The sequence below is a fragment of the Kribbella kalugense genome (genome assembly GCF_004365875.1).
In the GTDB taxonomy this organism is placed as follows: domain Bacteria; phylum Actinomycetota; class Actinomycetes; order Propionibacteriales; family Kribbellaceae; genus Kribbella; species Kribbella kalugense.
Genome location: NZ_SODF01000001.1, coordinates 1,419,738 through 1,445,888, shown reverse-complemented (window position 1 = coordinate 1,445,888; position 26,151 = coordinate 1,419,738). Strand labels below are relative to the sequence as shown.

24 protein-coding genes are annotated in these 26,151 nt (G+C 67.4%); 15 read left to right on the top strand and 9 right to left on the bottom strand.

From position 1 onward, the window contains the following. The first annotated feature begins 11 nt into the window (after window positions 1–11). From EV650_RS06770 to EV650_RS06735, 8 genes are all read left to right on the top strand, one after another. On the top strand, window positions 12–440 hold the full coding sequence (locus tag EV650_RS06770; RefSeq protein WP_134116438.1) for a universal stress protein: 429 nt from the start codon (window positions 12–14) through the stop codon (window positions 438–440). Window position 441: 1 nt separating this feature from the next. Beyond that, a complete protein-coding gene (locus tag EV650_RS06765) occupies window positions 442–1,062 on the top strand; it encodes an HhH-GPD-type base excision DNA repair protein (protein ID WP_134116436.1) in 621 nt (206 codons plus the stop codon). Between the two features lie 274 nt (window positions 1,063–1,336). Then, window positions 1,337–2,653, top strand: coding sequence for an RNA polymerase sigma factor (locus EV650_RS06760; protein WP_134116434.1), 1,317 nt, complete (start codon window positions 1,337–1,339; stop codon window positions 2,651–2,653). Between the two features lie 4 nt (window positions 2,654–2,657). After that, on the top strand, window positions 2,658–2,918 hold the full coding sequence (locus tag EV650_RS06755) for a DUF6412 domain-containing protein (protein ID WP_134116431.1): 261 nt from the start codon (window positions 2,658–2,660) through the stop codon (window positions 2,916–2,918). A 45-nt stretch (window positions 2,919–2,963) separates the two neighbouring features. Further along, complete coding sequence (locus tag EV650_RS06750) at window positions 2,964–3,641, top strand: YidC/Oxa1 family membrane protein insertase (RefSeq protein ID WP_134116429.1); 678 nt, start codon at window positions 2,964–2,966, stop codon at window positions 3,639–3,641. A gap of 278 nt (window positions 3,642–3,919) precedes the next feature. Continuing rightward, the gene (locus EV650_RS06745; RefSeq protein WP_134116427.1) at window positions 3,920–5,080 is read left to right on the top strand and encodes an ROK family transcriptional regulator; all 1,161 of its coding nucleotides are present in this window, start codon (window positions 3,920–3,922) and stop codon (window positions 5,078–5,080) included. Then, window positions 5,077–5,919, top strand: coding sequence for a sugar phosphate isomerase/epimerase family protein (locus EV650_RS06740; RefSeq protein WP_134116425.1), 843 nt, complete (start codon window positions 5,077–5,079; stop codon window positions 5,917–5,919). The genes EV650_RS06745 and EV650_RS06740 overlap by 4 nt, the downstream gene beginning before the upstream one ends. Window position 5,920: 1 nt before the next feature. Further along, window positions 5,921–6,976 carry a Gfo/Idh/MocA family protein gene (locus EV650_RS06735; protein WP_134116423.1) on the top strand — a complete coding sequence of 352 codons (1,056 nt, stop codon included), beginning with the start codon at window positions 5,921–5,923 and terminating at the stop codon, window positions 6,974–6,976. Here EV650_RS06735 and EV650_RS06730 read toward each other — a convergent pair. After that, window positions 6,973–7,782, bottom strand: coding sequence for a phosphotransferase (locus EV650_RS06730; RefSeq protein ID WP_134116421.1), 810 nt, complete (start codon window positions 7,780–7,782; stop codon window positions 6,973–6,975). The genes EV650_RS06735 and EV650_RS06730 overlap by 4 nt on opposite strands. Window positions 7,783–7,884: 102 nt before the next feature. Here EV650_RS06730 and EV650_RS06725 point away from each other — a divergent pair, with 102 nt between their 5' ends. Together EV650_RS06725 and ppk2 are read left to right on the top strand one after the other, a co-directional pair. Continuing rightward, a complete protein-coding gene (locus EV650_RS06725; RefSeq protein WP_134116419.1) occupies window positions 7,885–8,511 on the top strand; it encodes a class I SAM-dependent methyltransferase in 627 nt (208 codons plus the stop codon). 123 nt (window positions 8,512–8,634) lie between these two features. Then, window positions 8,635–9,543 (top strand): polyphosphate kinase 2, encoded by a 909-nt coding sequence (gene ppk2 / locus EV650_RS06720; protein WP_134116417.1) that lies wholly within the window; start codon window positions 8,635–8,637, stop codon window positions 9,541–9,543. A gap of 109 nt (window positions 9,544–9,652) precedes the next feature. On the opposite strand, the gene EV650_RS06715 is transcribed toward ppk2, so the two are convergent. The 4 genes from EV650_RS06715 to EV650_RS06700 all read right to left on the bottom strand — a co-directional run bounded on the left by EV650_RS06715 (window position 9,653) and on the right by EV650_RS06700 (window position 13,049). Next, complete coding sequence (locus EV650_RS06715) at window positions 9,653–11,149, bottom strand: sensor histidine kinase (protein ID WP_134116414.1); 1,497 nt, start codon at window positions 11,147–11,149, stop codon at window positions 9,653–9,655. Continuing rightward, window positions 11,149–11,850 (bottom strand): response regulator transcription factor, encoded by a 702-nt coding sequence (locus EV650_RS06710; protein ID WP_134116412.1) that lies wholly within the window; start codon window positions 11,848–11,850, stop codon window positions 11,149–11,151. The genes EV650_RS06715 and EV650_RS06710 overlap by 1 nt, the downstream gene beginning before the upstream one ends. Before the next feature lie 73 nt (window positions 11,851–11,923). Continuing rightward, window positions 11,924–12,442 carry a hypothetical protein gene (locus EV650_RS06705; RefSeq protein WP_134116410.1) on the bottom strand — a complete coding sequence of 173 codons (519 nt, stop codon included), beginning with the start codon at window positions 12,440–12,442 and terminating at the stop codon, window positions 11,924–11,926. A gap of 121 nt (window positions 12,443–12,563) precedes the next feature. Then, entirely contained in the window at window positions 12,564–13,049 is a 486-nt protein-coding gene (locus tag EV650_RS06700; RefSeq protein ID WP_134116408.1) for a DUF456 domain-containing protein, read from the bottom strand. Window positions 13,050–13,090: 41 nt separating this feature from the next. Here EV650_RS06700 and EV650_RS06695 point away from each other — a divergent pair, with 41 nt between their 5' ends. After that, window positions 13,091–15,094, top strand: coding sequence for an amylo-alpha-1,6-glucosidase (locus tag EV650_RS06695; protein WP_134116406.1), 2,004 nt, complete (start codon window positions 13,091–13,093; stop codon window positions 15,092–15,094). Here EV650_RS06695 and EV650_RS06690 read toward each other — a convergent pair. Further along, window positions 15,052–15,675, bottom strand: a complete 624-nt coding sequence (locus tag EV650_RS06690; protein ID WP_134116404.1) for a LysE family translocator — start codon at window positions 15,673–15,675, stop codon at window positions 15,052–15,054. The two genes, EV650_RS06695 and EV650_RS06690, sit on opposite strands and share 43 nt — an antisense overlap. Window positions 15,676–15,758: 83 nt before the next feature. Here EV650_RS06690 and EV650_RS06685 point away from each other — a divergent pair, with 83 nt between their 5' ends. Continuing rightward, a complete protein-coding gene (locus tag EV650_RS06685) occupies window positions 15,759–17,234 on the top strand; it encodes an aminotransferase-like domain-containing protein (RefSeq protein ID WP_202874415.1) in 1,476 nt (491 codons plus the stop codon). A 93-nt stretch (window positions 17,235–17,327) separates the two neighbouring features. On the opposite strand, the gene EV650_RS06680 is transcribed toward EV650_RS06685, so the two are convergent. After that, the gene (locus EV650_RS06680; RefSeq protein WP_134116400.1) at window positions 17,328–17,558 is read right to left on the bottom strand and encodes a DUF7455 domain-containing protein; all 231 of its coding nucleotides are present in this window, start codon (window positions 17,556–17,558) and stop codon (window positions 17,328–17,330) included. A gap of 391 nt (window positions 17,559–17,949) precedes the next feature. Here EV650_RS06680 and EV650_RS06675 point away from each other — a divergent pair, with 391 nt between their 5' ends. Together EV650_RS06675 and EV650_RS06670 are read left to right on the top strand one after the other, a co-directional pair. Beyond that, the gene (locus EV650_RS06675) at window positions 17,950–20,034 is read left to right on the top strand and encodes a DNA gyrase/topoisomerase IV subunit B (protein ID WP_134116391.1); all 2,085 of its coding nucleotides are present in this window, start codon (window positions 17,950–17,952) and stop codon (window positions 20,032–20,034) included. Next, a complete protein-coding gene (locus EV650_RS06670; protein ID WP_134116389.1) occupies window positions 20,034–20,705 on the top strand; it encodes an HAD family hydrolase in 672 nt (223 codons plus the stop codon). Before EV650_RS06675 ends, EV650_RS06670 begins: the two co-directional genes overlap by 1 nt. On the opposite strand, the gene EV650_RS06665 is transcribed toward EV650_RS06670, so the two are convergent. Beyond that, complete coding sequence (locus tag EV650_RS06665) at window positions 20,642–22,744, bottom strand: Xaa-Pro dipeptidyl-peptidase (protein ID WP_166678047.1); 2,103 nt, start codon at window positions 22,742–22,744, stop codon at window positions 20,642–20,644. The genes EV650_RS06670 and EV650_RS06665 overlap by 64 nt on opposite strands. A 41-nt stretch (window positions 22,745–22,785) precedes the next feature. After that, complete coding sequence (locus EV650_RS06660) at window positions 22,786–24,804, bottom strand: MGH1-like glycoside hydrolase domain-containing protein (RefSeq protein ID WP_134116385.1); 2,019 nt, start codon at window positions 24,802–24,804, stop codon at window positions 22,786–22,788. Between the two features lie 252 nt (window positions 24,805–25,056). Between EV650_RS06660 and EV650_RS06655 the strand changes: the two genes are divergently transcribed. Then, the gene (locus EV650_RS06655) at window positions 25,057–26,145 is read left to right on the top strand and encodes a LacI family DNA-binding transcriptional regulator (protein WP_134116383.1); all 1,089 of its coding nucleotides are present in this window, start codon (window positions 25,057–25,059) and stop codon (window positions 26,143–26,145) included. Window positions 26,146–26,151 lie beyond the last annotated feature (6 nt).

The window sequence follows — 26,151 nt, the reverse complement described above, 5'->3', positions numbered from 1 at the left end:
GAGGCAGGGCGATGACGACCATCGTCGTGGGTTATGTGCCGAAGGCGGAAGGCCGTGCGGCTCTTCGGCGAGCAGCAGAGGAAGCGGCACTACGGGACGCCAAGCTGGTGGTGGTGAACTCGCACCGGGGTGGACGCAGCTTCGACAGTGACGAGGCTGCGGCGAGTGACGCCGCGTTGACAGAAGTACGGGAGCAGCTCGACTCCACCGGTGTGCCTTACGAGGTGCGGCAGCTGGTGCGTGGCCTGGACCCGGCGGAGGACCTGGTGGCCGTCGCCGAGCAGGTGCATGCGGAGTTCATCGTCATCGGGCTGCGACGCCGGTCACCGGTCGGGAAACTCATCCTCGGCAGCAATGCGCAGCGGGTGCTGCTCGACGCGCCGTGTCCGGTGCTGGCCGTCAAGGCCGAGCCTGAGTTGTCTGATGGGGAGGAGGACTGAGGTGACTTCGACTCGCAGTAGGAAGTTGTGCCTCGCACAACAGCCCGACGCCGACGAGATGCTGAGCAGAGATCCGTTCGCCTTGCTGGTCGGCATGTTGCTGGACCAGCAGATCCCGATGGAGCGCGCGTTCGCGGGCCCGGTCGCGATCTCGAAACGGATGATGGGCCCGTTCGATCCGTCCACGGTCGCGCATTACGATCCGGACGCGTTTGTGGAGATCGTGGCCGGTCCGCCGGCCGTGCACCGGTTCCCGACGGCGATGGCGGCCCGAATCCAGACGCTGGCCAAACACCTGGACGACCACTACGGCGGTAACGCATCGGGCCTGTGGTCCGACGTGAAGTCGGGGGACGACCTGCTGGCCAGGCTGTCGGCCCTGCCGGGATTCGGCGCGCAGAAGGCGAAGATCTTCGTCGCGCTGCTCGGGAAGCAACTGAAGGTCCGGCCGCGCGGCTGGCGCGAGGCGTCCGAGCCGTACGGCGAGGACGGCGCGTTCAAGTCGGTCGCGGACGTGATCGACGTGGCATCGCTGGTCCGGGTGCGGCAGTTCAAGCAGGAACAGCAGGTGGTCCGGCAGCGGGTGGTGGCTCGGCCGTTGCGGCAGACCCGCAACGGGTGAGGCAGTTTCCCGCGACGGGGTGAGCGAAGGACGACAGACGACGTACCCTTGGCAGACCGAGCAACTCAGGCCCCTACCGGCGCGGGAAAGCCCGCCCGGCGGGGGTCCGAGTGCGCCGTTCGGGGGGTCGCGCGACGCTTTGCCTTGGTTCGCGGATTACAATGGACTGTTGCCGCCGCCTGACCAGCGAGCAGCCGCGAACCGCAGTACCCAAAAGCTCAGCAACACAACGTCGTACCGCCGTACAAACCCTGCGTCAGACGAGAGGTAATTCGTGTCGTCCAGCTCGTCCGAGAATCTTCCCGCCGAGCCGGCCCGGGCCGTGGCCGCCACCGCCCGCAGCACGGCTCCGAGGACCAGCGCCCGAGTGACCGATCCGGCTGCCAAGAAGGCGGCCGTGAAGAAGGCGGCGGTGAAGCCCGCCGGCACCAAGGAGGACGGTATCCCCGCGAAGAAGGCCGCTGCCAAGAAGGCTCCGGCGAAGAAGGCAGTGTCCGAGGCGGGTCTTGCGATCGACCCGAAGACCGGGAAGCCGCGTGCGCTCGACGAGGTGGACGAGTCCGACTTCCAGCCCGAGGCGGTCAAGGGGCTGGAGAAGGAGCTCACCGAGGACCAGGGCTTCATCGTCTCCGAGGCCGACGAGACCGACGAGCCCGAGCAGCAGGTGATGGTGGCCGGCGCCACCGCGGACCCGGTCAAGGACTACCTGAAGCAGATCGGCAAGGTTCCGCTGCTGAACGCCGAGCAGGAGGTCGAGCTCGCGAAGCGGATCGAGGCCGGCCTGTTCGCCGAGGAGCAGACCGCGGACGAGGCCGCCAAGCTGAAGGAGAAGGTCCGCGACGAGTACGAGTGGATCTCCGAGGACGGCCGCCGCGCCAAGAACCACCTGCTCGAGGCCAACCTGCGCCTGGTGGTGTCGTTGGCCAAGCGCTACACCGGCCGCGGCATGCTGTTCCTGGACCTGATCCAGGAGGGCAACCTCGGTCTGATCCGCGCGGTCGAGAAGTTCGACTACACCAAGGGCTACAAGTTCTCGACGTACGCCACCTGGTGGATCCGGCAGGCGATCACCCGCGCGATGGCCGACCAGGCCCGCACCATCCGTATCCCGGTGCACATGGTCGAGGTGATCAACAAGCTCGCCCGGGTCCAGCGGCAGATGCTGCAGGACCTCGGTCGCGAGCCCACTCCGGAAGAGCTCGCCAAGGAGCTCGACATGACCCCGGAGAAGGTCATCGAGGTGCAGAAGTACGGCCGTGAGCCGATCTCGCTGCACACTCCGCTCGGTGAGGACGGCGACTCCGAGTTCGGCGACCTGATCGAGGACTCCGAGGCGATCGTGCCGGCCGAGGCCGTGTCGTTCACGCTGCTCCAGGAGCAGCTGCACGCCGTCCTCGACACGCTGTCCGAGCGCGAGGCCGGTGTGGTCTCGATGCGGTTCGGTCTGACCGACGGCCAGCCGAAGACGCTCGACGAGATCGGCAAGGTGTACGGCGTGACCCGCGAGCGGATCCGCCAGATCGAGTCCAAGACCATGTCGAAGCTGCGGCACCCGTCGCGTTCGCAGGTCCTCCGGGACTACCTGGACTGATGACATGACGCAGTGGATCGCCGGCGTGCTCGCGCTGGTGATCCCTGTGTTCGACACAGCATCGTTGGCCGCCGCCGTGTTCACGGCGGCGGCTTTGCTGTTCACTCTTCTGCTGGTCGCGCGCTCGTCGGCGCGCAGCCCGCTCGGCTCGCCGTTGCCTGCGCGTGTCAGCGCGACGCGGGCGAATGCTCGACGTACGGCGTACCTGCTTCTTCGCGACCCGGACGCCGCCGGGCGCCCACGTCCACGAGCACCGGGACGGTAGCGGACTTCCTCGCTACCTGTTCCTTCTCACTCGTGGAGTTCTGCTGTGCCTTCCTTTCTGGAGGCACCGGTCGCCGGTGCCTATCACTTGCTCACGTCCCTCGTCACCACCCTCCAACCGCTCACCGGCGCGTACGCCGCGGTGATCGCGATCGTGTTGTGCACGGTCGTAGTACGTCTGTGTCTGGTTCCGTTGAGCGTGCGTGCTCAGCGCGGGCTGAAGGCGCGGGCGGCGATGATGCCGCAGCTGAAGCAGCTGACCGAGCGGCATCGGGGCAACCCCGAACGGCTGCAGCGTGAGGTCGCGAAGCTGCAGTCGGAGTCTGGTACTTCGTTGTTCGCCGGGTTCCTGCCGACGCTCGCGCAGCTGCCGTTCTTCTGGCTGATGTACACACTGTTCTCGCGCGCGGTGGTGGCGGGGGAGTCGAACCATCTGATCAGCGGCAGTCTGCTCGGTGCTCCGCTCGGCACGCATTGGCCGATCTTCAGCGGTACGCCGGCGTTCCTGGTGCTCGCCGTACTGCTGGCCGTTGTCGCGTGGTTCTCGGCCCGTCTCGCGCGCCGCCAACTCGACGAGACGGCGACTCCGCTGACCCGTCGGATGGCGCAGTTCTTGCCTTACGGCACTCTCCTCAGCGCCGCCTTCCTCCCGCTGGCCGCCGGCCTCTACCTGCTGACCACAACCGCCTGGACCGTAGCCGAACGCACAATCCTCCAACGCTGACCCCCAGTTGGTTGCCCGAGGCCACTACCTCGGGCACAGCGGGGCAGGATCGCGACAGCAACTGGGGATGGAGCTTGGTTGGGCCGGCAATCTGCAGCTCGACAGTTAGTACACCCGCGATACGCCGTACGCGCGGCCGCGTCCACGCTCAGGTGTACTACCGGCTGCCGGACACCTCCTGTCGACTTGACTGCCAAGCCCGGCGCTATCCGTTGCCAGTCGTGTGGCCATTCTGTTACGGTCTTTAATAAAGCCGGTTGCATAACAGGTTGGGATCGATGGACACTGCGCGTGGGGTCGCCGCTCAAGCGGAGCGGTCGGCGAATCAGGTCGCCTGTCTACGCTTCCTTTCCGGTACCGACGGAGCGCAAACGGTCGGGGTCATCAGCGCCGAGACCGGTCTGTCGCGACCCACGGTGCATGCGGTGCTCGACGATCTCCTCGAGGCCAATCTCGTCGTACCCACGGATCCGGCGACCGCTGGTCCCGGCCGGCCCGCCCGTGCGTTCCGATTTGCTCGGGAGGCCGGTCTGGTCGCCGGCGTTGACCTCGGCCCGCGCGGCGTGCGGGCGATCATCTGCGACCTGTCCGGTCGCCGCGTCGCGTACACCGAGCTGCTTCGACGGCCCGACGTCTCCTTGATCCAGCGCGCAGTACACACGGCTGCCAAAGAGAGCTCGATCGACCTCGATCGCCTGCGCGCGGTCGGCGTGGCTCTGCCTGGTGTGATCGAGACGAACGGCGACCTGCGCGCCAGCCTTGCGCTACCTGAACTCGTCGGCCTGCCGATCGCGGACATCGTGTCGCAGGACCTCGGCCGTCCTGTTGCTGTCGACAACGACATCAAACTGGCGGCTCTCGCCGAGCAGCGCGTCGGCGCCGGACGCGGGTACTCCGATGTCGTCTACCTGCAGATCGGCCAACGGCTGTCCGTCTCGATCGTCCTGAACGGAGTCATCCGGCAAGGACGTCACCGCCTAGCCGGTGAACTCGGCGCGCAGCGAGGCATGCGCTGGACACGGAATGCGCAACGCGGCCAACTGATCTGGACCTCCCACTCGACCAGTCAGGACGTACTGCGAGCGGCCGCCGCCGGTGACACGAACGCCCAGGCGGAGGTCCAGGACTTCTGTACGCAGATCGCCGGACGTATCGCCGGCGTACTGCTGGTGGTCGATCCCGAGGTCGTCGTCGTACGGGGTGGTGGGCGCGCAGAGGACACCGCCGCGCTGCTTCGCCCGCTCGAGGCCGCAGTCGAGCAGGAACTGGTTTTCCCCGAGCGCCCACCGTTCGTCGCCTCGGCCCTGGGCCGTGAGGCAGTGGTGCTCGGAGCGGTCGGCATGGCGTTCGACCGGTTCAGTACCCGCATTTTCGGCGTCCACGGCTACCCGAGTCCGTGGACGCAGCTCACCCAAGATCTAGAGAGGACCAGTAAGTGAAGCTAGGAGTCAGCTCATACTGCTTCCGCGGACTCATGACGAGCGGCGAGATGGACCTGATCGCCGTCCTGGACTGGGTCGCCAAGTCGCCGGCCGGACATCTCGAGATCGCCGGCCTGGACGGTGAGTACTACCTCGAGAACGAGGACGTCGTCCGCGACACCGCCAAGCACGCCGAGGACGTCGGCGTACCGATCGTGAACTACCTGGTCAGTGGTGACCTGCGTACTGCGGACTCCCAGGAGATCGACCGGCTTCGTCGGCAGTTGGATGTCGCGCACCGCTTCGGGGCTCGCATCTTCCGGCACGACGTCGCGCCGTGGTCGTGGCGTGAACAGGACCCGGGCGAGTTCGAGACGACGTTCGCGAAGGTAGTCGAGGGATGCCGTGCGGTCGCCGACCACGCTGCCGAGCTGGGCATCGTTTCGACGATCGAGAACCACGGCTTCTTCATGAACGGCAGCGACCGGCTGGCCCGGCTCGTGCACACCGTCGACCGCCCGAACTTCCGGGTCACGCTCGACCTCGGCAACGGACTCTGCGTCGGCGAGGTGCCCGGCAAGACCGCGGCCGGACTGATCGACATCGCGGCCTCCATCGGCGTCAAGGACTTCCACATCCGCCGGTCGGCGGGCGACGGCTGGCTGAAGACGCTGGCCGGCGACTACCTGCTCGGCACGATCTCCGGACATGGAGACCTCGACCTGGCCGGCCTGCTGGCCTTGGCCGCCACCAAGCCCGACGTACCGGTGAGCCTCGAGTTCGAAGGCCTGGAGTCGACTCCGGACGCGATCGAGCGCTCGCTCAACAACATCCTTCGACTGGCGGGAGCCGCCTGACATGACGACCCGAATTGCTGTCATCGGGGTGGGCTCGATCGCCACCCAGCACCTGTTGTCGTACCAGAAGAATCCGCAGGCGGAACTGGTCGCCGTGTGCGACATCGACCGGACCCGCGCCAAGGCGCAGGCCGACAAGTTCGGCGTACCGAAGGCGACTGATGTCGTCGACGAGATCCTGGCCGATGACGGCGTCGACGCGGTGAGCATCTGCGTGCCGAACTTCCTGCACGCCAAGTTCGCCGAGGCGGCGCTGCGGGCCGGCAAGGATGTCCTGGTCGAGAAGCCGATGTCCGTGAACGTCGCCGAAGCCGAAGCGCTGGTCCAGGCGACCAAGGAGACCGGGCAGGCGCTGCAGATCGGCTACGTACGCCGGTTCGCTCCGAACGCCCTGGTCACCAAGCGGTTCCTGGACGAGGGCGAGTTCGGCGACATCTACGCCGCGCGGGCCACGATCATCCGGGCTGCCGGCAACCCCGGTGGCTGGTTCGGTGACGTGGCTGTCTCGGGCGGTGGTCCGCTGATCGATCTGGGTGTCCACATCATCGACCTGTGCTGGTACCTGATGGGGATGCCCGCGCCGGTTTCGGTGTCGGGCGCGACGTTCTCGAAGCTCGGTGCCCGCGACAACATCCAGCACCTGACCCGGTACCGGGCCGCGTCCGAGACCCGGGTGAACAACGTCGAGGACTACGCGACCGCGCAGATCCGCTTCGAGGGCGGGGCGGTCCTCGACGTGGATACGTCGTACTCGCTGCACGCACGGAACTCGACGAGCGTGAAGATCCACGGCTCCAAGGGCGGGGCCGAGATCGAGCCCGAGCTGCTGATGATCACCGAGCGGCACGACACGCTGCTGCACATGCAGCCGCAGATCGATTCACTCGGCTTCGACTTCCAGGTCGGGTTCGCCAACCAGATCGACCACTTCCTGCAGATCTGCCGCCGCGAGATCCCGGCCGACGCCACCGCCGAGCACGGCCTCGAGATGGCGCGGATGCTGTCCGGAATCTACGAGTCCGCCCGAATCGGCTCCGAGGTAACCATCGCCCGCTAGTTGAGGAGAGCAGTGGTGAGGGGGTCGGCGTTTTCTTCGAGCCAGATTTGGCGGTGCTGGATCTGGTCGCCGACTCCCTCGCTCCACATTCGTTGCCAGCCGCCGCCCAGGGTTTCGGCGCGGTGCTTCATCGTGTGCCAGGCGCGCTCGTTGAGCCCGATCGAGAGCGCCATCAACCGGCGGCGATCTGGTTCCGACATGCCGTAGGCGTCGGCGAGGAGGCGGCAGCGGCGCCGGCGGTCGAGACCGCGGAACTCCGGATCGAGGTCGGCGTCCTCGCCGAACGGCGCCCACCACAGCATCAGGTTCACAAGCTCACGAGCCCGGCTGACCGGCCGGGCCAGGTCGAAGTCGATGAGTGCGTACGCGCGTCCTTCGCGGAAGACCACGTTCTCCGGCGTGACGTCCTGATGCCCGACCAGCTCGGGCGGGTCGTCGAGGTCGGGTAGCCCGGGCGGCTCGATCGGCGCCGGCAGGTTCGTCGGGATCCCGAATCCTTCGACAGCATCGTGGTACCTGCGCAGCAGCCGAGCGACCGAGAGCATCCGCTCCTCGTCGGCGATCCACGGCGGACGTGGGCGGCCGGCGACCTCGCCCTCGATGTACGTGAGCGCCTGACGGCCGGCGGAATCGATGCCGAGGAATCGTGGTGCGCCCTCGAACCCGGCCTTCTCCAGGTAGAGCAGGACGTCCTGGACGAGTTCGGCCCGCTCTCCGGGCGGACGCCGTACCGTGTCACCGACCCGGACCAAGCCCTCGGTCACGTCGCCGCCGAGCAGCGGAATCTCCTCGCCGTCCTCGATCACTTGAAGCCCCCAGTCCGTTGGATGAATGCCCGATCCTAGGATGATTTGCCAACCCGGCAAACATGTTTGCGCGACGACGGAGTACCAACGCAGCATCGTCCTATGACAACCGAGCAGGTCTCCGAGGACTACTGGAATTCGTTCTACGCCGAGCACGACCAGATCTGGAGCGGCCGGCCGAACGTGGTCCTGGTCGACGAGGTGTCCGACCTTGCGCCGGGTCGCGCACTCGACCTCGGCTGCGGCGAAGGTGCGGACGCGATCTGGCTCGCGCAACAGGGCTGGACGGTGACCGCGGTCGACATCTCGTCGGTCGCGCTGGGACGTGCGGCGCAGCACGCGAAGGACGCCGGGGTCGACGATCGGATCGACTGGCAGCAGCACGAGCTCGGGCAGTCGTTCCCGGATGGTGAGTTCGATCTCGTCTCGGCCCAGTTCCTGCACTCGAAGACCGAGTTGTCGCGGGACGCGATCCTGCGCAGCGCGGCATCGGTGGTCGCGCAGCACGGAGTACTGCTGATCGAGGGACACATGGGGTTCCCGCCGGGCGAGCACAACCCGCACCCCGACATTCACTTTCCGACCCCGGACGAGGTGATCGCCGGCCTCGACCTGCCGGACGACGAATGGGAGACGCTGGTCAGTCGCGTGCACGACCGAGCACAGGTGATGCGCGACGGTCAGCCGATCAATCGCCGCGACTGCACCGTCAAGCTCCGCCGCCGCTGAGACTGTTCACCTGCACGTCATCATCGAGGCTGAGTCTGTGCTCATGAGCGAGCGCAGCGAGGTCATCAAAAGGCACAGCACCGTTCGAGTCTCATCGGCGCCCGGAGCGAAGCGAGGACGTCGATGAGCGGGCCTGACCTGGTCCAAGAGCTTGGCTTCCGCGTCCTCGACGAAGAGGACGACGACCCGGTGCTGCTGCGTGCCGACGGTACGCCGGTCGACACCTGGCGCGAGGGTTATCCGTACGGCGAACGGCTGCCGCGGGAGATCTACGACCGGGACAAGCGGCTGCTGCAGATCGAGCTGCTCAAGCTGCAGTACTGGGTCAAGCGGTCGAAGCAGCGAATGGTGATCGTGTTCGAGGGCCGGGACGCGGCCGGCAAGGGCGGCACGATCAAGCGGTTCATGGAGCACCTGAACCCCCGCGGCGCGAGCATCGTCGCGCTGGAGAAGCCGACCGACCGCGAGCAGAGCCAGTGGTACTTCCAGCGGTACGTCGCTCATCTGCCGGCCGCCGGCGAGATCACGATGTTCGACCGGTCCTGGTACAACCGCGCCTGCGTCGAGCGGGTGATGGGGTACTGCACGCAGGAGCAGTACGAGGAGTTCATGCGGCAGGCGCCGGACTTCGAGCGGATGCTGGTCCGGTCCGGGATCCTGCTGGTCAAGCTGTGGTTCTCGGTGTCACAGGCCGAGCAGCAGACCCGATTCACGATCCGCCAGATCGACCCGGTCCGGCAGTGGAAACTGTCCCCGACCGACCTCGCGTCCCTCGACAAGTGGGCGGCGTACACGGAGGCGAAAGAGGCGATGTTCCACTACACGGACACGCCGTACGCTCCGTGGACCGTAGTCAAGAGCAACGACAAGAAACGAGCCCGCCTCGAGGCGATGCGCCACGTCCTCAGCCTCTACGACTACACCGACAAAGACGTAGCCCTAGTAGGCCAACCCGACCCCAAAATCCTCGGCCCCGCCGCCGAGGTCCTAGAACACGGCGAAACCGCCAACCGCGCGTTCCCGAAGCTGTAGGTCTGTCCCACGCGTGGCCCGGTTTCCGGAACGATTTAGGCGGTATCTGGCAATTTCGTTCCGGAAAGGGAGGGTTGGCTGGCGGCGGTGAGGGAGCAGGCGGGTGGTGCTACTGGGCGACTGGTAGGTGGACGGTGAAGGTGGCGCCGTGGGGAGTGGTGTCGGTGGTGGTTACTCGGCCGTGGTGGGCGGCGACGAGAGCGGCGACTATGGAGAGGCCTAGGCCTGAGCCGCCGGTGGTTCGGGTGCGGGCTGTGTCGGCTCGGTAGAAGCGTTCGAAGACTCGGGCCTTTTGTTCGTCGGTCAGGCCGGGGCCGGTGTCGCTGACTTCCAGGATCGCCTCGGTGCCGCGGGTGCCGACCGACACGGTGATGGGGGATTCGATCGGCGTGTGGTGGAGGGCGTTGCTGACCAGGTTGCCGAGGACCTGGCGTAGGCGGGCCTCGTCGCCTTCGACGACCGGGGCCTCCGAGTCGGGCAGGATTCGCAGGGAGATGTTGCGGTCGGGCTGGACTGCCTGGGCGTTATGCAGAGCGTCGGCCGCGATCGGGAGCAGGTCGACCGACTCCATCCGCAGCGGGCGCTGTTGATCGAGTCGGGCCAGGAGCAGCAGGTCGTCGACGAGTAGGCCCATTCGCTTGGCCTCGTCCTCGATCCGGCGCATCGTGTCGGAATCAGTCACGTCACCGCGCTGCCGCGACAACTCGGCGAATCCGCGGATCGACGTCAACGGCGTACGCAACTCATGCGACGCGTCCGCCACGAACCGCCGCATCCGATCCTCGGACTGACGCGCCGCCTCTTCCGACCGTCGCGCTGTGTCCTCGGACCGCCGAGCGGCGAACTCTGAAGCCGTCCGTTGGGTGAACGCGGTCTCGATCTGCCCAAGCATCTGGTTCAACGCAAGCGACAACCGTCCGACCTCAGTCCGCGGATCGCGCTGCGGTACGCGTCGGCTCAGATCACCGCCGGCGATCGCGACCGCGGTGTGTTCGACGTCCTCGAGTCCGCGCAGGCTTCGCCGTACGACGTAAGTCCCGACACCGGCCAGCAGGATCAGCAGGATCAGCCCGGCAGCCGCCTGGATCCCGACCAAGCGCTGGATCGTGTGGTCCATGTCCTTCAGACTCTGCGCGACCATGACCGACCCCGTGCCGTCGTCGGTCGGCACGGCCAGGACCCGCCATCTGGCGCCGCCGGACTGGGCGTCGACGTTGAACGACTTCCCGTCGAGCGCGCGGACCTGGTTCAGGTTGAGCGACGGAAGCTTGGGCAGCGGCTCGGTCTCGTCCGGCCGGGAGCCGAACGGCCCGTTGTCGCTCGCCCCCTCCGAGTTGTTGAACTGCACCACGAACTGGCTCGGCAACTGCCGGCGCGCCGGACCCGCACCAGGCGGCAGCGGACGCCGATCGGCCTGCGCATGCGACAGCGGTACGGCGGTCTGCTGCAGCTGCTCGTCCACCCGGTCGATCAGGTAGCCGCGCATGATCGTGGTCGCGAGCACGCCGGACGCGCCGAGTGCGACCACCACGAGCGCCAGTAGGACGACGACGATCGTGACGCGCAACGGGTACCGGTCGGCGAACCGCCGGTGGGTCAGTTGCATCAGTTGGGGCCTCGCGGGGTGCGCAGGACGTAGCCGACCCCGCGGACGGTGTGGAGCAGCTTCTGGTCGCCGGTGTCGACCTTACGGCGCAGGTACGACATGTACGACTCGACCACGCCGGCGTCCCCGGCGAAGTCGTAGTTCCAGACCGCGGACAGGATCTGGCCCTTGGACATGACCCGCTCGGCGTTCTCCAGCAGGCACCGGAGCAGCTTGAACTCGGTCAACGACAGCTGAACAGCCTGACCGTCCTTGAACACCTCGTAGCTGTCCTCGTTCAGCTCCAGGTCGGCATAACGCAGTACGGCGGCCTCCGTGGCGGTCTGCTCGCGGTGACCGGACCGGCGGAGCAGGGCGCGTACCCGGGCGACCAGCTCGTCCAGGCTGAACGGTTTGGTGACGTAGTCGTCTCCACCGGTCTGCAGGCCGAGCACCTTGTCCTCGACGGCGTCACGGGCGGTCAGGAACAGCACTGGCACGTGCCGGTCCTCACCGCGCAGCCGGCGAACCACCTCGAACCCGTCCAGGCCAGGCATCATCACGTCGAGTACAACCAGGTCGGGCTCCACGTCCCGGGCCTTGCGCAGCGCCTCGGCGCCGTGGGTCGCCGTAGTCACGTCGTACCCGGCGAAACGCAGACTCGCGGACAGTAGCTCGACGATGTTCGGCTCGTCGTCGACCACCAGCAGATGCGGACTCATGGTCACAGTGTGCCGCCGCTACCCATGTGAACACTGGAAGCTTCCTGGCAATCACCTGTGAGTCGGCTCGTGATCAGCGTGGACCGTGCTTGAAACCCCACTTCTGGGCGGCCGCGTCGCGGGCCGAGCCGTCGTTGATCGAGGTCGCGGTGTTGTCCGCCACCACGGCGCTGACGTTCACGGTGCTGCCGGTCTTGATCGAGGAGATACCGTCCCGAGCGGCGTTCACCAGGGTCTCGGCCGCGACCTTGTAGGTCCGGCTGTAGCCGTCGTCGCTCTTGACCGTGATCGAGTCCTTGCTGACCGCGGTCACCGAACCGCGCTGGGTGGCGACGGTCTGGTACCCGCCACCGTCCTTCGGTACGACGAACTCGCCGTGCAGGGCACCGCCGAGCCCGAACTCGCCCCGCGGCCCGAAACCACCCTTGCCAGGATGATCGGGCTTCTGCTGTTGCTGCCCAGGTGTGGAAGGGGACGCCGACGGCGTCGGATCTGTGCTGGTCGTCGCCCAGGCGACCCCGCCGGCCGTGGCCGTCGCGGCAACCGCGGCCACGGTGCCGAGCAACCGCCATCGCTTTTGCGAAAGCTTCATCGTGTGCCTTTCCGTAAAGCGTGCCAAACCGTCACCTGGCACTGATCCTCCCCACACTGCCCCGCGGACCTGAGACGAACCTCCGCTGCGGATAAGAAGGCTCTGGCAATCACCTGAGAGATCAGACGATGAAGAGGACTGCAACAAGCCAGAGCGCCGCGGCCAGCGAAGTGCCGATGAGCTCGATCAGGATCGACACCCCGGTCTCGCGCAGCGCGTGCTTGGTCGAGGTCCACGCGGCCGCGTGCGTGCGCAGCCGCTGCAGCTCGGACAGGTAGATCCCGATCGGGAACCCGACGAACATCCCGACCACCGGGATCACGAAGAATCCGACGATCCCGAGCACGATCCCGAAGAACATCGATCGCCGCGGTACGCCGGCTTCGCGGAGCCGTCGCTCCGGTACGACGTACTTCACCACCTGACTCGCACCGATGAGGACCGCGGTGATCGCGAACACGATCCACCCGGTCGCACTCTGCTCGACGATCGCCCAGACCAGGATCGCCGCCAGGCTGAGAATCGCCCCGGGCAGGATCGGCACGATGATGCCCACGATCCCGACGAAGATCGCGATCCCGACCAGGACAGTCACTCCAGTCTCCACACCCACACTGTGCCCGAAAAGTAGACCTTTAGGGTGAAGACATGTCCCAGCTACACGAACTGGTCACCGCACTCGCCGCCCCGTGGGTGGTCCTCTCGCCACGATCCGGTCAGCTCACCGGCTCCGGCGCGGAGGGCGTGTACGCGCGGGACCGGCGGATCCTGTCCCGGCTGAGCGTCACCGTCGACGGCCGAGAACCGATCCCGGTCCACGTCGACGAGCGCGACGCCGCCACTCATCAGTACGTCGCGATGGTCGAAGGCGTCGGCGACACCCGGCACGACCCGACCGTGATGCTGTACCGGACCCGGACGGTCGACTCCGATGGCCTGACCGAGCGGATCACGCTGGTGAACCGCTCCCGGTCGGCGATCGAGTGCCGCCTGGACGTTGCCCTAGGCACCGATCTCGCCGGCACAGCCGCCGTACGCAGCGGCGCCGCCACGAGCCTGCCGCAGCTCACGCCCAGCCCAGACGGCCTGAGCTGGGAGAGCGACGACACCCGTGTCATCGCGACCGCCGACCCCGGCACCTCCGCGACGCCGCAGCTGCAGCCGGGGGAGGACTTCACGATCACGCTCCGCGTCACGGCAGACTTCCCGAAGTCCAACACCGGCTTCACCATCGACCCGCCTGCCGAGCGTGCGGCGTACGACGTCACTGTCCGCTGCGACGACAAGCGGGTCGAGCGCTGGATCGACCGCTCCCTGGAAGACGTCCGCGCGCTCCAACTGGCCGCCGACGATGATCGCTATCTCGGCGCCGGCCCGCCGTGGTACCTCACGCTCTTCGGCCGCGACTCGCTGATCTCGTCCGGCATGCTGATCCCGGTGGACCCCGGCCTCGCCGCGGGCACGCTGCGTGCACTGGCCGCCTGGCAAGGCACGAAGGTCGACGCGGAGTCGGCCGAGCAGCCGGGCAAGATCCCGCACGAGTTGCGCGCCGAGGTCGCCGATCACGGTGGCGGCCTGGTCCTGCCCGCTGCGTACTACGGCACGCACGACGCGACCCAACTGTGGATCACCACGCTCCACAAAGCCTGGCGCTGGGGCATGCCGGCCGAGGAAGTCCGCGACCTGCTGCCGAACCTCGAGCGCGCGCTGACCTGGATGAAGGAGTACGCCGACCCCGACGGCGACGGCTTCCTCGAGTACGTCGACGAGTCCGGTCACGGCCTGGCCAACCAAGGCTGGAAGGACTCCGCCGACGCGGTCCAGTGGCCCGACGGCACGCTCGCGACCGCGCCGATCGCGTTGTGCGAGGTGCAGGGCTACGCGTACGCCGCCGCGATCAAGGGTGCCGAGTTGCTCGAGGCACACGATGAGTCCGGCGACGAGTGGCGTGAGTGGGCGGTCGCGCTGCAAGAGCGGTTCCGGAAGACGTTCTGGGTCGACGGCTACCCGGCGATCGCCCTCGACGGCGCCAAGAACCCGGTCGTCGGCCGCGCGTCGAACATGGGCCACCTGCTCGGCACCGGCCTGCTCGACGCGGACGAGGAGGAGCTAGTCGCCGAGGTCCTCGCCGGCGCGGACCTGAACAGCGGCTTCGGCCTCCGTACGTTGTCGACAGCAATGACCCGCTTCAACCCGCTCGGCTATCACACCGGCAGCGTTTGGCCGCACGACACGGCCATGACCGTCCAGGGCCTGTTCGCGACCGGGCAGTCTGACGTGGCGTCGTCGTACACCGAGGGCTTGATCCGTGCGGCGGAAGCGTTCGACTACCGACTGCCGGAGTTGTACGGCGGACGCGGGACGAGCGAGGAGACCACTCCGACGCCGTACCCGCTGTCGTGTCGCCCGCAGGCCTGGGCAGCCGCGTCCGCGGTCGCCGTACTCGTCGCTGCCCTCGGCATCGAGCCGGACGTCCCAGGCGGCACCCTGGTCATCAACCCGGCGGAGTCGATGCCCTGGAACGCCCTTGAGGTAAGCGGCTTGCGGGTTGGCGGCGAGACGTTGTCCGTGCGCCTCGACGGCGACGAGCTGACCGTGCTCGAAGCACCTCAGAGTGCGGTGATCAGCGCGAACGCCGACAGCCCGAGGTAGATGGTCGCAACGACCAGGTTCCGCGCGCGTCCCGTCGTACGGACTGACCGGAAGCGTCGGCCGATCGCGTCGGCGCCGACGGCGTAACACAGGTCCAAGGTGAGGCCGATCAGCATCGCGCCGACTCCGAGCAGCAGCATCTCGGTGCGGAGTTGGTCAGGTCCGGCGCCGCGGGTGGTGAACTGCGGGAGGAACGCGAGGAAGAACAGCGCGACCTTGGGATTGAGCAGGTTGACGACGACACCATCGCGGAACACCCGCCCCAGCGGCGCCGGCGCGATGCCGCCGAGCTCGGCCCCCGACGCCCTGAGCGTCTTCACGCCGAGGTAGGCGAGGTACAGCGCGCCGGTGATGGTGATTGCGGTGAACAGCGCGGGGGAGGCCTGCACCAATGCGGCCAGTCCCAGGGCAGTGACGACGATGTAGACGAGCGTCCCGGTCTCGATCGCAAGCGCGGACACCACGCCGGCGCGACGTCCCTGGGTGAGGCTGCGGAGCGAGATGTACAGGTTGTTCGGCCCCGGCATCCCCACCAGCACCACCGTCGCACCGGCGAACCCAAGTACGCGACCGATCCCCATGTGTCTCCTCATCGAACTGGACTGCTTGGCGGTACTAGCCTGGTCGCGCGAGAAGCAGTCCACCCGAGCCAATAAGAGGAGAAGTGGACCGTTCTGGAGCTGCTGCCGATCTGGCCCACCTGATCGGTCACCGACTCAGCGATCGAACCGGCGGTCTGTACCGCCGGTTGGCCGACGAGATCGCCGCGCTGATCGGTTCCGCCGAGCTCCCGGTCGGCGCCCGCCTCCCAGCCGAGCGCAGGCTGGCCGAGTCCTTGGCGATCAGTCGCTCGACGGTCGTCGCGGCGTACGACGAACTCCGCGCTCGCGGCCTGGTCGAAAGCCGACGCGGCAGCGGTACGACGGTCGCCCGCGCGGCCGGACGTGGTCGTTCACGAGCGGACAAGCGGATGCCCGCCGGGTACGGCGAGTCGCTCTTCCACCGGATCACCGTCGGACCGGGCGAGGTCATCTCACTCACGTACGCCGTCGATCCCGGACTGCCCGAGCTCACCTCGGAGCTGATCGACCTGGCGTCAACCGAGCTGCCCGCACTCCTCGGCGACGTCGGCTATCACCCGCGCGGACTGCCGATTCTGCGGGAGCGAGTGGCCGAGCACTTCACCGAATCCGGCCTGCCGACGTCTCCTGACGAGATCGTGGTGACGACCGGCGCGCATCAGGCGATCGCTTTGGTGACGCAGATGTATCTGCGGAACGGTGCGGCGGTCGTGATCGAGCAGCCCAGTTGGCCGGGGTGCTTCGACCTGTTCGGGGCGGCCGGCGGGCGGGTGGCCGGCGTACCGCTGGACGACGCCGGGATCCGGCCTGATCTGCTCGCGAAGGCGTTCGCTGAGCATCAGCCGGCGCTGTTGTTCGTGATGCCGACCTTCCACAATCCGACCGGTGGTCTGATGTCGGCGAACCGGCGCCGACAGGTCGCCGAGCTGGCCGCGCGGTACGGCGTTGTGGTCGTCGAGGACAACGCGTACTCCGCCTGGGACCCGTCCGGGCCGACGATCCCTCCGCCGTTGGCGGCGTACGCCCCGGACGACGCGGGGGTGCTGACGATCGGGTCGGTGTCGAAGGCCGTCTGGGGTGGTCTGCGGATCGGCTGGATCCGCGCACCGCGGCCGCTGGCAGAACGACTGGCCCGGCACAAGGCGCTGGCCGATCTCGGCAGTCCGCTGATCGATCAGGCACTCACGGCTCGGTTGCTGCCGCGGCTCGGCGAGCTCACAGCGACGCGGGCTCGGTTGTCGACGGCGCGGAAGAAGTTGATGGGGGAGTTGCTGACGGAACGACTTCCGGAATGGGAGTGGTCGGTGCCAGTCGGTGGGTCTGCGCTGTGGATCCGGCTACCGGACACAGACGCCCGGGTGTTCGCTCAGGTGGCCTTGCGGCACGGTGTCGAGGTAGTAGCCGGTCAGGCGATGGATCCGTCCGGCTCGCACGACGACTACTTACGGGTGCCGTTCGCTTACTCCGAACAAGTGCTTGATGATGCGGTCACCCGGCTGGCCCGAGCCTGGCGAGAACTACGCCGGCACGGCCCCGGGCCTGGCGTACCTGTCGTGTAACAGAGGGATGGCGGTCACCCTGCTCGGGTGAACCGCCATCGAAGCCTGTATGACTTTGGCGCCGCCGTTGGCGCGTTTGGAACAGCCTGGTGGTTACCGCTCTTCTTCCGCGGCGACCGTTGAGGTGGGTTCAAGCCGACCCGTCTCGTCGTGGATGGTGATCGCGATGTTGCGCAGCTTCTCCGAGTGCTCCCGGCCGTGATGGGCGCAGAAAAGCAGCTCCCCACCGCTGGTCAGGGTGACCCGGACGTAGGCCTGTGCTCCGCAGCGGTCACAACGATCCGCGGCCGACAGGGCCGAACTCGGGGCGAGTGCTGTAGTCATTGAGGCCTCATCTCATCTAGTTCCGTACTCACCAGATAGCAACATCCTGACACGCGGATCGCTTCCCGGTGGGGACAACGTGTCCGTATGTGAGACGAACCACCTGTTCCCGTATGACGCTTGTTGACGAGGAATCGTTTCGTGCACGGCGGAATTCTGGCGAGTCACGGAGGTCCAGTGCTTCTTCTCTCACTGTGCGCCATGACGCAGTCACCGTGTGCTGACGATCGGAGTGTCGTACGCCACTCTTAATCGAGTCCGGATCGATACCTGTCGCAACACATATCTCCTATACCCAGGCGCATGCCGGATCAGGCCCCGCCTGCCGCGTTTTGGGGGTCCGGCCGCATAGGCTGTCTGTGTAAGTGTGGTGAACCAGTGAAGGAGCCCAGTGGCCGCCCCGACGCCTCGCAGTACCGAGATCGACCCGGCGTACAACGCCCGCCATCTGCTTGTCCTCGAAGGCCTCGAGGCGGTCCGGAAACGGCCCGGGATGTACATCGGGTCGACCGACAGCCGCGGTCTGATGCACTGCCTGTGGGAGATCATCGACAACGCCGTCGACGAGGCGCTCGCCGGTCACGGTGAGCTGATCGACGTGGTCCTGCACAAGGACGGTTCGGTCGAGGTGATCGACCGCGCGCGCGGCATCCCGGTCGACATCGAGCCGAAGACCAAGCTCAGCGGTGTCGAGGTGGTGTTCACCAAGCTGCACGCCGGCGGCAAGTTCGGCGGCGGGTCGTACAACGCCTCCGGCGGTCTGCACGGTGTCGGCGCCTCGGTGGTGAACGCGCTGTCCGCGCGGCTGGACGTCGAGGTGGATCGCGGTGGCACGATCTGGACCACGTCGTTCCGGCGTGGCGTGGCGGGCGAGTTCGACGGCGACGGTGCGGACGCCCCGTTCACGCCGTCGAAGGGACTGCGCAAGGCCGGTCGGGCGAAGAAGGGTGTGACCGGCACCCGGATCCGGTACTGGGCGGACCGGCAGGTCTTCACCAAGGACGCGGCGTTCAACTACGACGAGCTGGTCACCCGGGCGCGGCAGACGTCGTTCCTGGTGCCGGGGCTCGAGCTGGTGATCCGGGACGAACGCGCTGACGAGACCACCGAGGAGCACTTCAAGCACGACGGCGGGATCAGCGAGTTCTGCGAGTTCCTCGCGACCGACCAGAAGGTCACCGACGTGGTCCGGCTGTCTGGCACAGGACACTTCACCGAGACCGTGCCGATGCTCGACGACGCCGGCCACATGACGCCGTCGGACGTCGAGCGCGACCTGGAAGTCGACATCGCGGTGCGCTGGGGCGACGGGTACGAGACCGAGCTGCGGTCGTTCGTGAACATCGTCGCCACGCCCAAGGGCGGGACGCACGTCAGCGGATTCGAACGCGCGCTGTCGAAGAGTTTCACGAACGCACTTGATGGCACCCGGCTGCTGAAGAGCGGCGAGGAGATCATCAAGGACGACGTACTCGAAGGTCTGACGTCGGTGGTCACGGTTCGGCTGGCCGAGCCGCAGTTCGACGGCCAGACCAAGGAGGTCCTCGGTACGCCGGCGGCCTCGCGGATCGTGGCGAAGGTCGTGCAGACCGAGCTCGAGGCGTTCCTGACCTCGACCAAGGCCGCGCAGAAGGCACAAGCGCGGGCGGTGCTGGAGAAGGTTGTCGCCGCGTCACGCACTCGGGTGGCCGCTCGTCAGCACCGGGAGCTGCAGCGGCGGAAGACCGCGCTGGAGTCGTCGGCACTGCCGGCGAAGCTGGCCGACTGCCGCAGCAACGATGTCGACCGGTCCGAGCTGTTCATCGTCGAGGGTGATTCGGCGCTCGGTACGGCGAAGCTCGCGCGGAGCTCGGAGTTCCAGGCGCTGCTGCCGATCCGCGGCAAGATCCTGAACGTGCAGAAGGCGTCCGTCGGCGACATGCTGAAGAACCTCGAGTGCGCATCGATCATCCAGGTCGTCGGCGCCGGCTCCGGCCGGACGTTCGAGCTGGAGCAGGCGCGGTACGGGAAGATCATCTTCATGGCGGACGCCGACTCCGACGGCGCCCACATCCGGTGTCTGCTCGCGACCCTGTTCTTCCGGTACATGCGGCCGCTGGTGGAGGCGGGGCGGGTCTACACCGCCGTACCGCCGCTGCACCGGTTCGAGCTGACGAACCCGAAAAAGGGCCAGGACAAGTACCTGTACACGTACAGCGACGCGGAGCACCAGCGGAAGACGGCCGAGCTGATGAAGAAGGGCGTCCGCTGGAAGGAGCCCCCGCAGCGTTACAAGGGCCTCGGTGAGATGGACGCCGACCAGCTGGCGGAGACCACCATGGATCCACGTCACCGGACGCTGCGCCGGATCACCGTCGACGACGCCGAAGCCGCGGCCCAGGTCTTCGACCTTCTGATGGGCAACGACGTCGCGCCCCGCAAGGAGTTCATCGTCCAAGGCGCCTACGACCTGGACGAAAACCGCATCGACGTCTGATGCCCCTGGCCTGCTTCGACCTGGACAACACCCTGATCGACCGCGACGGTGCCTTCCTGGCCTGGGCCCGCTGGTGGGTCGACCGCGCCGGGCTCGGCCTGACCGCGGTCGACTGGCTACTCGCCCACGACAACGGCGGCTTCACACCGAGGGCCGAACTGTTCGCCGGCTTCGAGGAGCAGTTCGGCGTGCGCATCTCGGCCGACGACTACGACCGGGAGCATCCGGGGTTCACCTGGGTGGAGCCTGCAGTGCTCGACGGGCTCGCTTCCTTGCGTACGACGGGGTGGCGGCTGGCCGTGGTGACGAACGGCGGCGTCGTCCAGCAGAGCCGGAAGCTCGAGCACACTGGTATCGCTGATGCTGTCGACTATTGCTGCATCTCAGAGGCGGTCGGGGTTCGTAAGCCGGATGCCCGGATCTTCGAGATCGCGGCGGCGGGGGCGGGCGCGGTGCTCGATGGCGGGTGGATGGTGGGGGACCATCCGGCGTACGACATCGCCGGGGGGATCCACGCCGGGCTGAAGACGATCCGTGTCGGCAGTCATCATGCGGTGGACTTGCCGGTTGCAGATTATCAATTTGAGTCTGTGCTTGAAGCGTTCTCTCAGTTGAGGGCGTCGGCTAGTGCCTTGCGGCCGCCTACCACTGGGATGTCGACGGAGCTGTGAGTCAGGTCGAGGGTGAGTTGGGTGCCTGGGGCAGGGCGGATGGTGAAGTCGCGGTCGCTGGAGATGAGCATCAGGGCCAGGCGGTTTCCGGCTGGTACGACGACGTCCTTGGGTTGCAGGTCGACGTCCATGCGGTACATCTTGCCTGGCTTGACCGGGGCGTCGATCCAGTCGGAGACACGGTTGGCCGGGTCGATCCAGCCGCGGGTGAGGATCGTGCCGTTGCCGGTCGGCGGGTAGCTGACCAGCGCCGCGGTCACGTTCGCCTTCGACGCACTGAAGGCGAGCTGCAGTGAGGCCGACGGCGTACCGCTGATGCGGACCGCCTTCGTGAGCGGCGGAGTCTGGTAGATCAGCCGCACGTTCGAGGACGCCGCGTTCGCGGACGTGATGCCGGCGATGGACGCGTCGTCGGTGAGCGTCTCGGTACCCGCATTGCTCGGCCCGAACGTCAGGCCGCCGCGGGTCGGTGCTCCCGGCGTGAGATGCAGCCCGGCCTGACTGGAGGCAGGATCCGGCCACTCGGCGTACGGCGTCGGGTTGGCGTTGCTGCATAGCAGGCTGACCGTCGCGCCATCGGCGACCTTCTGACCGGCCGTGGTCGCCACCGGCGAGGCGAGGACGAGATGAGTCGAGTCAGGGATCTTCGAGATCAACCGGTTCGTGGTGGTGATCGTGCCGTCGGCGTTGGTCTGCGGCACGGTCAACGAGAACCCGATCCGGAACGGCTTCGTGTCGGCCACCGTCAGCGTCGCCGTGTTCGACTGATCTCCCTTGACGCCGGTCTGGCGAGGCGGACACGACGCGGCCTCGCGGACGACCCACGACCGCGGCAGCCGCTCGACACCATTCTGTACGCCGTACAGGTACCGGGTGAACCAGTAGTTGATCAGCACGTCCGGCGGCGCACCGCCGTGCCCGCCCTGATGGAAGTAGAACATGTGCGGCACGTGCTGCTTCTTGAGCGCGTCGTAAAACTGGGCCGCGTTCTTCGCGATGACGTTGAAGTCGTTATTGCCGTGGGCCAGCAAGGTCGCGGCGCGGACCTTGCCCACGTCCTTCATGTAGTTGCGCTCCTGCCAGAAACTGTTCCGGTTCCCGGTGGCGCGGTCGATGTGCTTCTCGATGTCGTCGATCACCGGCTGGCAGATGGTCCGCGCGCCGGTCTCGTCGAGCCGCGAGTACACCACGTCGGCCAGCACGTCCAGGTCCTCGCCCTGGAAGGCGTTGTTGTCACCGGACGGGTTCGACGACGAGTGCGGCGCCCGGACCATGCCGTTCGCGCGGTAGTAGTCGTACCAGTCAGAGATCGCCGAGATCGGCACGATCGCCTTCAGCCCGGCGACCCCGGTCGTGGCGACAGCCTCCGGCAGCGTGCCGTTGTACGACGTACCGATCATGCCGACGTTGCCGGTCGTCCAGCTGGCTACGGCTCGGGTGGAGCCGTCCCTGGTCGTGTACGCGCGGGCGCGACCGTTCAGCCAGTCGATCACTGCCTTCCCGGCCAGCGTCTCGTTCGTGCCACCGGACGTCGGGCAGCCGTCCGAGTGACCAGTGCCGGGCGATTCCGCGTGTACGACGGCGAACCCGCGTGGCACCCAGGTCGACTCGTAGACGGTGCTGATCACTGGGCTGGTGTCGAACGCAGACCAGAAAGGCGCGCGCGGTCGTGTCGCTGGCGGGGAGCCCAACTCGTGGTCGACACCCCAGTTGCTGTACGTGTCCGCCGTACCCGCGTAGTAGGGACTGTCCTCGAAGATGACCGGCACCTTGAGCCCCTGGGTGAGGACCTCTGGCGGCGCGGTGAAGTCCGCGTGGATCCGGTCCGGTACGCCGTCGTGGTCGCTGTCGAACGGCGCCTGTACCCAGACTTCACCGCTGTACCAGTCGGCCGGGTTGGTCGAGAAGACCGGCTGCGCGAGACCGTCGACAAACGTCGGTGTCAGCGGCTGCGACGGCTTGGCGGATGCGGGACTGGCAAGGGCCGCAACCACGAGTGCGGTCGCTGCGGCAGCGCTGACCAGAAGCCGGATTCTCATGACTGGTCCCCAGTGTTCGGCGGGCGGATCGAACCTATGAATCATCCGGCGCTGTTCGGCGAACCGCAACTGCTGACAGCGGGGCGTACTGCGATGACGGTGCCGTCTGGTTCGGCTGACACTCGCTGACCGTCGACGATGACCTCGAAGTCGTCGGTGCTGATGGTGATGTCGACGGTGTGACCGCGAAAGCCGAGGCCACTGAGAGTGATGTTGCCGGCGGCAACAGGGTTCGGCCGGATGTGGAGGGAGCCGTCGGGGTTGGGTTGGACGCCGGCCAGTCCGGTGAGGATGGCCTCGGCGCCGGTGAGGCCGGCGATGACGTTGATCCGGCGGCCGGATGCGGGGGCGCCGGGTTTGTCGGAATAGTGGTCCTGGGGGAGGTACGGATAGTGCTCGCCCATCCAGAACAGCCGCCGGAGCACGTCCCAGGCCAGCTCGGGCTCACCTTGCTGCCACAGGGTGAGGGCCAGTTGGGGCGCCTCGCCTGTGTACGCGCCGGCGCCCGACCAGTCGATGTCGGCGGTCTCGTAATGGAGCTCGTCCTCGGCGCTCACACTGCTGACGCCGTACTCACCCAGGAACGCGCCCGGTCGAAGATGACTGATCAAGGCGGCCGCGATCTCGGGCGGGTAGTCGCCGGACCGCAGTACGTCGAACGCCTGGACGGAGTACGCGAGCTCGGTATGGCCATCGGGGTAGCGGCTGCGGAACCATCCCGCGTCGTCATCCCACAGCTGGCGGATCGCCTCGGTCCGGATCTGCTGTGCGGCCGCGCGGAGCTCGTCGGCCGGAAGCGCGGCGCCAGTGAGGTCGGACAGTTCGGCGAGGGTGTCGAGGGTCGAGGCGCGTTCGGCATTCGGGCTGGCGACGACGTGTTCCCATCCGGATCCGCGCATCTCGAGCAGATTGGACTGGTCGCCGTAATCCCGCAGTACGCCGGTTTGGTCGTCCGGCTGGAACCGCTTGTCGAGGGCAGTCAGTACGTCGTGCAGTCGGGCGATCAGATCCGGATCGAGCCGGCGTTCGGCCGCGGCCGCTCGGGTCAAGGCGACGAGGGACCAGCCGCTGTAGGCGTACGCGACTCCGAGGCCGGTGCCGTCAGGGGCGATGGCGTAGCGATCGGTCAGGTCGGCGTCGAGGAACGACTCGATGATGTCGAGGACGCTGTCGCCGAGCATCAGGCTCAGCACGTTCGGGGCGTAGCCACCGGTGTCCCAGGCGTAGGCGCACAACGCGCCGCCGTCGAGGCCGGACGTTGCGATGAACGGCTGCGTGACGAAGCCGGGGTGATCCCACCAGCAGACGAGTCCGCTGGCGAGCGAGCGGCGGTAGTACTGCTCAAGACCGGGAATGTCGGACGTGAGCACCGGGATCCGACGGAGCGCCAGGGCGATGCGCGACTCCCAGGCGCGGGTGGTGTTCGCAGCGTCGGCTTCCGACGCCACGTCGGCTTCCGACGCCGCGCCGGCTTGGACGCCGATGGTGAAGGTCGCCTCGCCTTCGGCTGCAAGGTCCGCCGTCAGGCCGTCATGCGTGAGCGCGACGGGCTCGCCGGATCCGGGCGGCGGTGGTACCCAGCCCCAACTCGCCAGCGGGACATCGTGCACCTGGGTCGGCGCGAGCTCGGGGTGAACGGCGATCCGGTGAGTGTTGGCGGAGCGGTTGCGGATCGTGAGGGTGAGGACATAGCCGGGGGAGTTGTACGCCGGGACGAGAGTGGACTCGACGGCCAACGACGTGAGGCGGCCATCGGCGTACTGGTGATAGGTACCGCGACGGACGATCCGATCCGGACGCCACGTGCCGCCCGCGGGAAGCAGACCGCGATTGCCGGCGCCCGGGCGGGCCGCGTCGACGAGGCGATGCCCGTCGAGGTCGAACGAGATCGTGAGCGTGCTGTCGGGCGCGGCCAGTGGGGGAGCGAACCAACCGCCGGCTCCGCAGACGGTCCCGGGGAGCTGGCTGACGGTCGCGGTGCCGCTGCTGGCCCAGATCGCGGCCGGAGGTACTGCGCGCCGGAGATCGAAGGCGAAGTCGTCGAGGGCGTACGGCGGCATGCGGGCGGCCTTCCTGCTGCGGCTCGTCGGAATTGGGGGGGCGTGCCGGACCGGTCCCGGCAGGTGATCCCGGCCTGCATAGGACCGGTCCAACACGGTGCGCCGATCGTGGCATGAAGACCGCGCCGGGCGCAATGGCTCGTACTGAAACCGATTGCAGGCAAGGTGTTGACGCCGTACCGGCGCGCTGTTACGTTCCGGTGCCAGAGGCCGTTGGACCAGTCCAACGGACAACAGCAAAGGACGAACCGGATGGCGAAGCTCACGATCCGCGACATCGCGGCGCTGTCGGGTCTGTCCAAGTCGACCGTCTCGCTGGTGCTGAACAACAGCCCCAAGGTCGACCCCGCGACCAGGCGGCACGTCCTCGCGGTGATGCGCCGGCACCGGTACGTGCCGAGCTTCGCCGCGACCGCGCTGGCCAAGGGGAGTACCCGGCTGATCGGCATGGTCGTGCCCGGCCTGTCCTGGCACATGGTTGCCTCGATCAACATCGGGGTGGCCGCGGTGACCGAGCGGAGCGGGTTCGACATCATCCTCTACACGGCGACCAACGACCGCGACTACGGTTCGCTGATCGACCGGATCCTGACCTCGAGCATGGCGTCCGGTCTGCTCGTGGTCAGTCATGAACAGCCGCTCGAGCCGCTGGTGCAGCTGCACGAGGAGGGCCTGCCGGTCGTCCTGGTGAACACCATCGACGCCGATGTGGCGCTGCCGTCGGTCACCGCCGACAACTACGACGGCGCGTTGACGGCGATGGATCATCTGCTGCAGCTCGGGCACGAGCGGATCGCTTGTGTGCAAGGCCGAATGACGTACCGGTGCTGCCAGGATCGCTACCGCGGCTACCTGGACTCGCTCCGGTCCGCCGGTCTCCAGCCGGACCCTGAGCTCACGAAACCCGGCGACTTCCTGCCCGAGCAGATCCGGTCGCGTTCGCACGAGTTGTTCGCCCTGCCTGCCGATCAACGGCCGACCGCGGTGTTCGCTCACTCCGACGTGACGGCGTACGCCGTGATGACGGCGGCCGCCGAAGCGGGGCTGCGGGTGCCGGAGGACGTGTCTGTGATCGGCTTCGACGACATCGAGTCGGCGGCGCAGATCCGGCCGCCGTTGACCACTATCCAGCAACCGTTCATCGACATGGGCAAGCGGGCGGCCGAAATGCTGCTGGCCGAGATCGGCCCGACCGACGACTCCAGCGAGGCCGACGTCGTGGAACCGCCCGCCGAACTGCCTCGTCTTGTGATGCCGACCAGCCTTATCGTCCGGGCGAGTTGCGGGCCGGTGCCCGTGACCCGATCCCCGCGCGGACGCTCGCAGACCACCAAGGCCTGATCCCCG

What these genes read in the sequence shown, in the direction of transcription:
- EV650_RS06655 (WP_134116383.1), top strand. Translation starts at nt 25,057, where the DNA reads ATGGCGAAGCTCACGATCCGCGACATCGCGGCGCTGTCGGGTCTGTCC.
- EV650_RS06670 (WP_134116389.1), top strand. Translation starts at nt 20,034, where the DNA reads ATGCCCCTGGCCTGCTTCGACCTGGACAACACCCTGATCGACCGCGAC.
- EV650_RS06755 (WP_134116431.1), top strand. Translation starts at nt 2,658, where the DNA reads ATGACGCAGTGGATCGCCGGCGTGCTCGCGCTGGTGATCCCTGTGTTC.
- EV650_RS06715 (WP_134116414.1), bottom strand. Translation starts at nt 11,149, where the DNA reads ATGCAACTGACCCACCGGCGGTTCGCCGACCGGTACCCGTTGCGCGTC.
- ppk2 (WP_134116417.1), top strand. Translation starts at nt 8,635, where the DNA reads ATGAGCGGGCCTGACCTGGTCCAAGAGCTTGGCTTCCGCGTCCTCGAC.
- EV650_RS06735 (WP_134116423.1), top strand. Translation starts at nt 5,921, where the DNA reads ATGACGACCCGAATTGCTGTCATCGGGGTGGGCTCGATCGCCACCCAG.
- EV650_RS06770 (WP_134116438.1), top strand. Translation starts at nt 12, where the DNA reads ATGACGACCATCGTCGTGGGTTATGTGCCGAAGGCGGAAGGCCGTGCG.
- EV650_RS06725 (WP_134116419.1), top strand. Translation starts at nt 7,885, where the DNA reads ATGACAACCGAGCAGGTCTCCGAGGACTACTGGAATTCGTTCTACGCC.
- EV650_RS06710 (WP_134116412.1), bottom strand. Translation starts at nt 11,850, where the DNA reads ATGAGTCCGCATCTGCTGGTGGTCGACGACGAGCCGAACATCGTCGAG.
- EV650_RS06745 (WP_134116427.1), top strand. Translation starts at nt 3,920, where the DNA reads ATGGACACTGCGCGTGGGGTCGCCGCTCAAGCGGAGCGGTCGGCGAAT.
- EV650_RS06660 (WP_134116385.1), bottom strand. Translation starts at nt 24,804, where the DNA reads ATGCCGCCGTACGCCCTCGACGACTTCGCCTTCGATCTCCGGCGCGCA.
- EV650_RS06695 (WP_134116406.1), top strand. Translation starts at nt 13,091, where the DNA reads ATGTCCCAGCTACACGAACTGGTCACCGCACTCGCCGCCCCGTGGGTG.
- EV650_RS06705 (WP_134116410.1), bottom strand. Translation starts at nt 12,442, where the DNA reads ATGAAGCTTTCGCAAAAGCGATGGCGGTTGCTCGGCACCGTGGCCGCG.
- EV650_RS06690 (WP_134116404.1), bottom strand. Translation starts at nt 15,675, where the DNA reads ATGGGGATCGGTCGCGTACTTGGGTTCGCCGGTGCGACGGTGGTGCTG.
- EV650_RS06680 (WP_134116400.1), bottom strand. Translation starts at nt 17,558, where the DNA reads ATGACTACAGCACTCGCCCCGAGTTCGGCCCTGTCGGCCGCGGATCGT.
- EV650_RS06665 (WP_166678047.1), bottom strand. Translation starts at nt 22,744, where the DNA reads ATGAGAATCCGGCTTCTGGTCAGCGCTGCCGCAGCGACCGCACTCGTG.